This is a genomic window from Clostridium sp., assembly GCF_032552055.1.
GTDB lineage: Bacteria > Bacillota > Clostridia > Clostridiales > Clostridiaceae > Clostridium.
This window is the reverse complement of sequence record NZ_JAWGSV010000013.1, coordinates 19,885-27,659: the sequence shown is the minus strand read 5'-3', so window position 1 is coordinate 27,659 and position 7,775 is coordinate 19,885. Positions and strand designations below refer to the sequence as shown.

Annotated in this window: 16 protein-coding genes and 1 pseudogene; all 17 read left to right on the top strand. The window is 34.9% G+C overall.

The window, feature by feature from the left end; genetic code table 11:
• A pseudogene (locus E6248_RS02225) lies at positions 1-92 on the top strand (elongation factor Tu); the annotation flags it as partial.
• A 525-nt stretch (positions 93-617) separates the two neighbouring features.
• Entirely contained in the window at positions 618-926 is a 309-nt protein-coding gene (gene rpsJ, locus E6248_RS02220; RefSeq protein ID WP_136006838.1) for a 30S ribosomal protein S10, read from the top strand.
• Positions 927-1,004: 78 nt separating this feature from the next.
• A complete protein-coding gene (rplC, locus tag E6248_RS02215) occupies positions 1,005-1,634 on the top strand; it encodes a 50S ribosomal protein L3 (protein WP_136006840.1) in 630 nt (209 codons plus the stop codon).
• A gap of 24 nt (positions 1,635-1,658) precedes the next feature.
• Positions 1,659-2,279 (top strand): 50S ribosomal protein L4, encoded by a 621-nt coding sequence (gene rplD, locus E6248_RS02210; RefSeq protein WP_136006841.1) that lies wholly within the window; start codon positions 1,659-1,661, stop codon positions 2,277-2,279.
• Positions 2,279-2,569: a 50S ribosomal protein L23 gene (gene rplW / locus E6248_RS02205; RefSeq protein WP_136006843.1), complete on the top strand. Its 291-nt coding sequence runs from the start codon at positions 2,279-2,281 to the stop codon at positions 2,567-2,569. The genes rplD and rplW overlap by 1 nt, the downstream gene beginning before the upstream one ends.
• A 64-nt stretch (positions 2,570-2,633) precedes the next feature.
• The gene (gene rplB, locus E6248_RS02200) at positions 2,634-3,467 is read left to right on the top strand and encodes a 50S ribosomal protein L2 (protein ID WP_316339193.1); all 834 of its coding nucleotides are present in this window, start codon (positions 2,634-2,636) and stop codon (positions 3,465-3,467) included.
• Between the two features lie 66 nt (positions 3,468-3,533).
• Positions 3,534-3,818 (top strand): 30S ribosomal protein S19, encoded by a 285-nt coding sequence (gene rpsS / locus E6248_RS02195; protein ID WP_136006846.1) that lies wholly within the window; start codon positions 3,534-3,536, stop codon positions 3,816-3,818.
• Between the two features lie 21 nt (positions 3,819-3,839).
• Entirely contained in the window at positions 3,840-4,175 is a 336-nt protein-coding gene (rplV, locus tag E6248_RS02190; protein WP_136006847.1) for a 50S ribosomal protein L22, read from the top strand.
• 19 nt (positions 4,176-4,194) lie between these two features.
• Positions 4,195-4,863: a 30S ribosomal protein S3 gene (gene rpsC / locus E6248_RS02185; protein ID WP_316339192.1), complete on the top strand. Its 669-nt coding sequence runs from the start codon at positions 4,195-4,197 to the stop codon at positions 4,861-4,863.
• 21 nt (positions 4,864-4,884) lie between these two features.
• Positions 4,885-5,319 carry a 50S ribosomal protein L16 gene (gene rplP / locus E6248_RS02180; RefSeq protein ID WP_136006850.1) on the top strand — a complete coding sequence of 145 codons (435 nt, stop codon included), beginning with the start codon at positions 4,885-4,887 and terminating at the stop codon, positions 5,317-5,319.
• On the top strand, positions 5,319-5,531 hold the full coding sequence (rpmC, locus tag E6248_RS02175; protein ID WP_136006852.1) for a 50S ribosomal protein L29: 213 nt from the start codon (positions 5,319-5,321) through the stop codon (positions 5,529-5,531). Before rplP ends, rpmC begins: the two co-directional genes overlap by 1 nt.
• A 22-nt stretch (positions 5,532-5,553) precedes the next feature.
• A complete protein-coding gene (gene rpsQ / locus E6248_RS02170) occupies positions 5,554-5,808 on the top strand; it encodes a 30S ribosomal protein S17 (RefSeq protein WP_066889849.1) in 255 nt (84 codons plus the stop codon).
• Between the two features lie 28 nt (positions 5,809-5,836).
• Positions 5,837-6,205 carry a 50S ribosomal protein L14 gene (gene rplN / locus E6248_RS02165; protein WP_136006854.1) on the top strand — a complete coding sequence of 123 codons (369 nt, stop codon included), beginning with the start codon at positions 5,837-5,839 and terminating at the stop codon, positions 6,203-6,205.
• 17 nt (positions 6,206-6,222) lie between these two features.
• Positions 6,223-6,537: a 50S ribosomal protein L24 gene (gene rplX, locus E6248_RS02160; protein ID WP_136006857.1), complete on the top strand. Its 315-nt coding sequence runs from the start codon at positions 6,223-6,225 to the stop codon at positions 6,535-6,537.
• Between the two features lie 23 nt (positions 6,538-6,560).
• Positions 6,561-7,103, top strand: coding sequence for a 50S ribosomal protein L5 (rplE, locus tag E6248_RS02155; protein ID WP_136006859.1), 543 nt, complete (start codon positions 6,561-6,563; stop codon positions 7,101-7,103).
• Between the two features lie 15 nt (positions 7,104-7,118).
• Entirely contained in the window at positions 7,119-7,304 is a 186-nt protein-coding gene (locus E6248_RS02150) for a type Z 30S ribosomal protein S14 (RefSeq protein WP_136006861.1), read from the top strand.
• A gap of 30 nt (positions 7,305-7,334) precedes the next feature.
• Complete coding sequence (gene rpsH / locus E6248_RS02145; RefSeq protein WP_316339191.1) at positions 7,335-7,733, top strand: 30S ribosomal protein S8; 399 nt, start codon at positions 7,335-7,337, stop codon at positions 7,731-7,733.
• The last annotated feature ends 42 nt before the right edge of the window (positions 7,734-7,775 follow it).

Here is a 7,775-nt window from a genome sequence, read left to right as displayed (position 1 = left end):
CTCAAGTAGCGATGGATGAAGGATTAAGATTCGCTATTAGAGAAGGTGGAAGAACTGTAGGTTCAGGAGTTGTTACTAGCATAATCGAATAGTAACAAAAAACTTTTTAAATAAAATAATGTGATCACACTTGGAGAGTAGAGGGACGCCTTTACTCTCTTTTAATTTTAAAATAAAAAAAATACCAAGATATTGTAAATGATTAATATATAATAAAATAGGGATAATAGATAATAGATAATAGTATCAGGTAGAAATTACATAAAAAAACCTATTGATAAAAGAAGATAGTCAATATAGAATATATTTGCTAAGGAAATTATATGATAAAATTTATAGAGTAATATAAGTCTTAAAATTTATGAAAAAACGATAAAAAAACTCTTGAAAAGCCTATTTAAACATAGTATAATGTAGGAGTTGTATAGCAAACAGTACATAATTAAGAGGTTGCCGGACTTCCGGGTTAATTCTTAATTAAGAAGTTAGGATCTAGAATCCTAAACCAGGGGTTCTATAGCACCATGAGTAAAAGTATGAAACACGTGGAGCAGTTTATAGAACATCCACTGTTGTGCGTTAGAAGTAAAGCGTACATGAAAAGGAGGGAAACCAAGATGTCAAAACAAAAAATAAGAATCAGATTAAAAGCTTTTGATCACAATATTTTAGATCAATCTGCTGAAAGAATTGTTGAAACAGCTAAATCAACAGGAGCTAAGGTTGCAGGTCCAGTACCACTACCAACTGAAAAAGATGTTGTTACAATATTAAGAGCTGTTCACAAATACAAAGATTCAAGAGAGCAATTCGAAATCAGAACACACAAGAGATTAATCGACATAGTTAATCCATCACCTAAGACAGTTGATGCTTTAATGAGATTAAACTTACCAGCTGGTGTTGATATCGAAATTAAGCTATAGTAAATACTTATCAAATAAACAGTTTGAACGATTATGATTGTTAATCAATCCGCTAATACGTTTAGGAGGTGTAAATACATGAAAAAAGCTATATTAGGAAAGAAAGTTGGAATGACTCAAATCTTTGATGAAAATGGTAAGGTTGTTCCTGTAACTGTAGTAGAAGCTGGTCCATGTGTTGTTGTTCAAAAGAAAACTATCGAGAAAGATGGTTATGAAGCAATACAAGTTGGATTTGGTGACATAAGAGAAAAATTAGTTAACAAGCCAAAGAAGGGACACTATGCTAAAGCAGGAGTTTCTTTAAAGAGAAGATTAAAGGAATTAAGATTAGAAGATTGTTCAGCTTATGAAGTTGGTCAAGAAATTAAAGCTGACTTATTCCAAGTTGGAGACAAAGTTGATGTATCTGGAGTTTCTAAAGGTAAGGGATTCCAAGGTGTTATCAAGAGATGGAATGCTAGCAGAGGACCAATGAGTCACGGTTCTAAGTTCCACAGAGCAGTAGGTTCTATGGGAGCTTCATCAGATCCATCAAGAACTTTCAAAAACAAGAATATGCCAGGGCATATGGGTGCTGTTAACACAACAGTATTAAACTTAGAAGTAGTTAAGGTTATAGCTGAAAAGAACTTAATACTAATCAAGGGTGGTATCCCAGGACCTAACAAAGGTACAGTAGTAATAAGAAACGCAGTTAAAGCTTAATTTCTATAGAAAGGAGGAAACAGGATGCCTACAGTAGGATTATTTAATCAAGAAGGAAAACAAGTTGGAGATATCCAATTAAACGATAATGTGTTCGGAGTTGAAGTTAACACAGATGCTATGCATCAAGTTGTAGTTGCTTTATTAGCTAACAAGAGACAAGGAACTCAATCAGCTAAGACAAGAGCTGAGGTAAGAGGGGGCGGAATCAAGCCTTGGAGACAAAAGGGAACTGGTAGAGCAAGACAAGGTTCTATTAGAGCACCACAATGGATCAAAGGTGGTATAGTATTCGCACCAAAACCAAGAGATTACAGAGTATCAGTGCCAAAGAGCATGAGAAAAGTAGCTATGAAGTCTGCTTTAACTAGCAAGGTTCAAGACGGTCAAATGGTAGTATTAGAAACATTAGGATTCGAAGCTCCAAAGACTAAGAACATGGTTGAAGTATTAAAAGCTTTCGAAGCTAAGAAGACTTTAATAGTAACTGGTGAATCAAACGAAGTATTATACAAATCAGCTAGAAATATTGCTGATGTTCAAATTATGCCAGTTAACAACATCAATGTTTATGATTTATTAAAGTTTGAAAAATTAATCATAACTAAGGATGCTGTATCAAAGATTGAGGAGGTGTACGCATAATGACAAGCTATGATATTATAAGAAAGCCTGTTATCACTGAAAAGAGTATGACTGCTATGGCAGACAAAAAGTACACTTTCATAGTTCAAATTAACGCTAACAAAGTTCAAATTAAAAAAGCTGTAGAAGAAATCTTCGGCGTAAAAGTTGACAAAGTTCAAACATTAAGAACTATGGGAAAAACAAAGAGAATGGGCGTACATGTAGGAAAGAGAGCAGACTTCAAGAAAGCTGTTGTTACTTTAACAGAAGATAGCAAGAGCATCGAATTCTTCGAAGGAATGCAATAACGCGAATAAAGCGCATTATTGGTATATAAATACCAGAGAAGCTTAAAGTAAGGAGGGAATTTACATGGCAGTTAAAAAGTTTAGACCAACTACCCCATCAAGAAGACAAATGACAATGGCTACTTTTGAAGAAATTACTACTAGTACTCCAGAAAAGTCACTTCTTGTTTCATTAAACAAAAGTGGTGGTAGAAATGCTCAAGGTAAAATAACTGTTAGACACCACGGTGGTGGAGCTAAGAGAAAATATAGAATAATAGATTTCAAGAGAAATAAGGATGGTATCCCTGCAAAGGTTGCTACTATCGAATACGATCCAAACAGAACAGCATACATAGCGCTAGTTGTATATGCTGATGGTGATAAGAGATATATAATAGCTCCAGTTGGATTAAAAGTTGGAGATGTTGTAGTTTCAGGAGCTGATGCTGATATCAAAATTGGTAACGCTCTTCCATTAAGAAACATACCAGTAGGTACTTTTGTTCACAATGTTGAATTACAAATAGGCAAAGGTGCTCAAATGGTAAGATCAGCTGGTACTTCAGCTCAATTAATGGCTAAAGAAGGTAACTACGCAACACTAAGATTACCTTCAGGTGAAATGAGATATGTTAGAATAGAATGTAGAGCTACAGTAGGAACTGTTTCAAATACTACTAACGATATTATCAATATCGGTAAAGCTGGTAGAAAGAGACATTTAGGATGGAGACCTACAGTTAGAGGTTCTGTAATGAACCCTTGCGATCACCCTCATGGTGGTGGTGAAGGTAGATCACCAATCGGTAGACCAAGTCCAGTTACTCCATGGGGTAAACCAGCACTTGGATACAAGACTAGAAAGAATAAGAAGTATTCTGACAAATTCATAATAAAGAGAAGAAACGATAAGTAGTATGAAGAGAAGTAAGTTCTCTTCATGGCTTGTCAGCCTAGAGATTATGAAGGGAGGCAAATTATAGTGAGTAGATCAACAAAAAAAGGGCCTTTTGTACATGAAGGACTTTTAAAGAAAATTGAAGAAATGAATGCTAGTGGAGATAAGAAGGTTGTTAAGACTTGGTCAAGAAGTTCAACAATATTCCCACAAATGATTGGTCATACAATTGCTGTTCACGATGGAAGAAAGCATGTTCCAGTTTTCGTAAGCGAAGACATGGTAGGACACAAGCTTGGTGAGTTCGCATTAACAAGAACTTACAGAGGACACGATTATGACGAAAAAGCAGCAAGAAAAAGAAAGTAATCCCGGAAAGGAGGAACATAAATGGAAGCTAGAGCTATAGCTAAATATGTTAGAATGTCTCCAACTAAAGTAGGAGTAGTTCTTGATTTAATAAGAGGAAAAAATATTCAAGAGGCTTTCGCTATTCTACAATATACTCCAAAAGAAGCAGCTGTTGCAATAAACAAAGTTTTAAAGTCAGCTGTTGCTAATGCGGAAAATAATCACGAAATGGATGTAGAAAGATTATATGTAGCAGAAGCATATGTTGGTGCAGGTCCAACACTTAAGAGATTCAGACCAATGGATCACGGAAAAGCATTTAGAATTAACAAGAGAACAAGTAATATAACACTTGTAGTTAAAGAAAGAGCTTAGAAAGAAGGAGGGAAAACAAGTGGGTCAAAAAGTACATCCTCACGGACTTAGAGTAGGAGTTATCAAAGATTGGGATGCTAAGTGGTATGCTTCAAAGAAGAATTTCGCAGACAACTTAATCGAAGATAACAAAATAAGAGAATTCGTAAAGAAGGAACTTTTCTCAGCTGGTATTTCAAAGATTGAAATTGAAAGAGCTGCTAAGAGAGTTAAATTAAATATATATACTGCTAAACCAGGTGTTATAATCGGAAAAGGTGGATCAGGAATAGAAGCTTTAAAAGTAAAGTTAGCTAAAATAGTTGATAATAAGAATTTAGTAATCAACATAGTTGAAGTGAAAAAAGCAGAAGCTGATGCTCAATTAATGGCAGAAAACATTGCTGCTCAATTAGAAAAAAGAGTATCATTCAGAAGAGCTATGAAGCAAAGTATCCAAAGAGCTATGAGACTTGGAGCTAAAGGTGTTAAAACTGCTTGCTCAGGTAGATTAGGTGGAGCTGAAATAGCTAGAACTGAACAATATCATGAAGGAACAATTCCACTACAAACTTTAAGAGCAGACATCGATTATGGATTTGCTGAAGCTGATACAACTTATGGAAAGATTGGCGTAAAAGTTTGGGTTTATAATGGAGAAGTTCTTCCAACTAAAAAAGTTGAAAAGAAGGAAGAAGCTAACGCATAAGTAAGAAAGGAGGAATTAGTCATGTTAATGCCTAAGAGAGTTAAGCATCGTAAGGTACAACGTGGTAGAATGAAGGGAAAAGCTACAAGAGGTAATTTCCTTGCATACGGAGATTTTGGTATCCAAGCAATGAACTGCGGATGGATAACAAGTAATCAAATTGAATCTGCCAGAATTGCTATAAACAGATATATCAGAAGAGGAGGAAAACTTTGGATAAAGATTTTCCCAGATAAGCCAGTTACTATGAAGCCAGCTGGAACAAGAATGGGTTCAGGTAAAGGTTCACCAGAGTACTGGGTAGCAGTAGTTAAACCTGGTAGAGTTTTATTTGAATTATCAGGAGTAAATGAAGAAGTTGCAAGAGAAGCAATGAGACTTGCATCACACAAGCTTCCTGTAAAGTGTAAGTTCGTTACAAGAAGAGATTTTGAGGAAATGGGTGGTGAAGAATAATGAAGGCTAGAGAACTAAAAGAATTAAGAGCAAATGCTCCTCAAGATTTAAAGGTTAAATTAAATGACCTTAAGGCTGAGTTATTCAACTTAAGATTCCAATTAGCTACAGGTCAATTAGAAAATCCTATGAGAATTAGAGAAGTAAAGAAATCTATAGCCCAAATCAAAACCATCTTAAGAGAAGAAGAGATAAGGGCTTTCGAGCAGTAAATCTGAAAGGAGGTAACTCTTAATGGAAAGAGGATTAAGAAAAAAAAGAATAGGTAGAGTTGTTTCAGATAAAATGGATAAGACTATCGTTGTTGCTGTTGAGACTAAGGTTAGACACCCATTATATGGTAAGACAGTTAATAGAACAACAAAGTTTAAAGCTCATGATGAAAACAATGAAGCTAAAATTAATGATAGAGTTTTAATTATGGAAACTAGACCATTATCTAAGGATAAGAGATGGAGACTTGTTGAAATAGTTGAAAAAGCTAAATAGGCTTTAAGTCTGAAAGGAGGGTAATTCAATGATACAACAACAAACCTTACTAAAAGTAGCAGATAACTCAGGTGCAAAGGAGATCATGTGCATAAGAGTTTTAGGCGGATCTAAGAGAAAGTTCGGTAACATTGGAGACGTAATAGTTGCTAGCGTTAAAAGTGCAACACCAGGCGGAGTTGTTAAAAAAGGAGACGTTGTAAAAGCTGTTATAGTAAGATCAGTAAAAGGATTAAGAAGAGCTGATGGTTCATACATTAAGTTTGATGAAAATGCAGCAGTTATTATAAAGGATGACAAGCAACCAAGAGGAACTCGTATCTTCGGACCAGTTGCAAGGGAGCTAAGAGATAACGAATTTAACAAGATTTTATCATTAGCACCTGAAGTTCTATAATGGAGGAGGTGTCTCATTTGAAAGTACATGTTAGAAAGAATGACACAGTTGTAGTTGTTTCCGGTAAAGACAAAGGAAAGACTGGTGAAGTTTTAAAAGTATATCCTAAGACAGGTAAAGTTATCGTTCAAGGAGTTAATATAGTTAAAAAGCACCAAAAGCCAAGTAGAGCGAATGCTCAAGGCGGAATAATAGAAAAAGAAGGAGCTATCTATAGCTCAAAAGTTATGTTATACTGCACAAAGTGTAAAAACGCTACAAGAATTAGTAACAAGATATTAGAAGATGGTACTAAAGTTAGAGCTTGTAAGAAGTGCGGCGAAACATTCTAGAATCTGAAAGGAGGTACTAAATTATGACAACAAGACTTCAAGAAAAGTATCAAAAAGAAGTAATTCCAGCTATGATCGAAAAGTTTGGATATAAGAATATAATGCAAGTTCCAAAGCTTGAAAAGATAGTTATCAACATGGGTGTTGGTGAAGCTAAGGACAATCAAAAAATATTAGAAGCTGCAGTTAATGATTTAAGTATTATTGCAGGTCAAAAGCCAATCTTAACAAGAGCAAAGAAATCAGTTGCTAACTTTAAGATAAGAGAGCAAATGGCTTTAGGATGTAAGGTTACATTAAGAAAAGCAAAGATGTATGAATTTGCTGATAAATTAATGGCAATTGCTCTTCCAAGAGTTAGAGACTTCAGAGGAGTTTCAAGCAAATCTTTCGATGGAAGAGGAAACTACTCACTAGGAGTTAAAGAGCAATTAATATTCCCAGAAATTGAATACGATAAAATCGATAAGGTTAGAGGAATGGATATTATCTTCGTAACTACAGCTAACACTGACGAAGAAGCAAGAGAATTATTAAGATTCCTTGGTATGCCATTCGCTCAATAATAAGGAGGGAAAACCGTGGCACGTAAGGCTATCATTGAAAAGTGGAAAAAAGAACCAAAATATGCAACAAGAGCTTATACAAGATGCAGACTATGTGGAAGACCACATTCAGTATTAAAGAAATTTGGTATATGCCGTATATGTTTTAGAGAACTTGCTTACAAGGGTCAAATCCCTGGTTGTAAGAAAGCAAGTTGGTAAGAAACTGATTAGTGAAAGGAGGCACATTAAATGGTTATGACAGATCCTATCGCAGATTTGCTGACTCGTATTAGAAACGCAAATGCTGTAAGACATGAAGTAGTAGAAGTACCTTCATCAAACGTGAAGAAGGCTATTGCAAATATATTATTACAAGAGGGATACATTAAAGAATTAGAGGAATATAACGATGGTGTTGTTCCAATGTTAAGAATATCTCTTAAGTATGGAGCAGATAAAGAAAGAGTTATAACTGGTTTAAAGAGAATATCTAAACCAGGTTTAAGAGTTTACTGTAAGAAAGATGAAATTCCAAAGGTGTTAAGCGGACTAGGAGTTGCTATAATATCTACATCTAATGGTTTATTAGTTGATAGAGAAGCAAGAAAAGCTGGATTAGGCGGAGAAGTAGTTTGCTACGTTTGGTAATTCCAAATTAGAAAGTAACTAGATTAACATATATAAGAACAA

Coding starts and splice junctions, on each gene's coding strand:
- rpsJ (WP_136006838.1), top strand. CDS start 618: ATGTCAAAACAAAAAATAAGAATCAGATTAAAAGCTTTTGATCACAAT.
- rplC (WP_136006840.1), top strand. CDS start 1,005: ATGAAAAAAGCTATATTAGGAAAGAAAGTTGGAATGACTCAAATCTTT.
- rplD (WP_136006841.1), top strand. CDS start 1,659: ATGCCTACAGTAGGATTATTTAATCAAGAAGGAAAACAAGTTGGAGAT.
- rplW (WP_136006843.1), top strand. CDS start 2,279: ATGACAAGCTATGATATTATAAGAAAGCCTGTTATCACTGAAAAGAGT.
- rplB (WP_316339193.1), top strand. CDS start 2,634: ATGGCAGTTAAAAAGTTTAGACCAACTACCCCATCAAGAAGACAAATG.
- rplV (WP_136006847.1), top strand. CDS start 3,840: ATGGAAGCTAGAGCTATAGCTAAATATGTTAGAATGTCTCCAACTAAA.
- rplP (WP_136006850.1), top strand. CDS start 4,885: ATGTTAATGCCTAAGAGAGTTAAGCATCGTAAGGTACAACGTGGTAGA.
- rpmC (WP_136006852.1), top strand. CDS start 5,319: ATGAAGGCTAGAGAACTAAAAGAATTAAGAGCAAATGCTCCTCAAGAT.
- rpsQ (WP_066889849.1), top strand. CDS start 5,554: ATGGAAAGAGGATTAAGAAAAAAAAGAATAGGTAGAGTTGTTTCAGAT.
- rplN (WP_136006854.1), top strand. CDS start 5,837: ATGATACAACAACAAACCTTACTAAAAGTAGCAGATAACTCAGGTGCA.
- rplE (WP_136006859.1), top strand. CDS start 6,561: ATGACAACAAGACTTCAAGAAAAGTATCAAAAAGAAGTAATTCCAGCT.
- rpsH (WP_316339191.1), top strand. CDS start 7,335: ATGGTTATGACAGATCCTATCGCAGATTTGCTGACTCGTATTAGAAAC.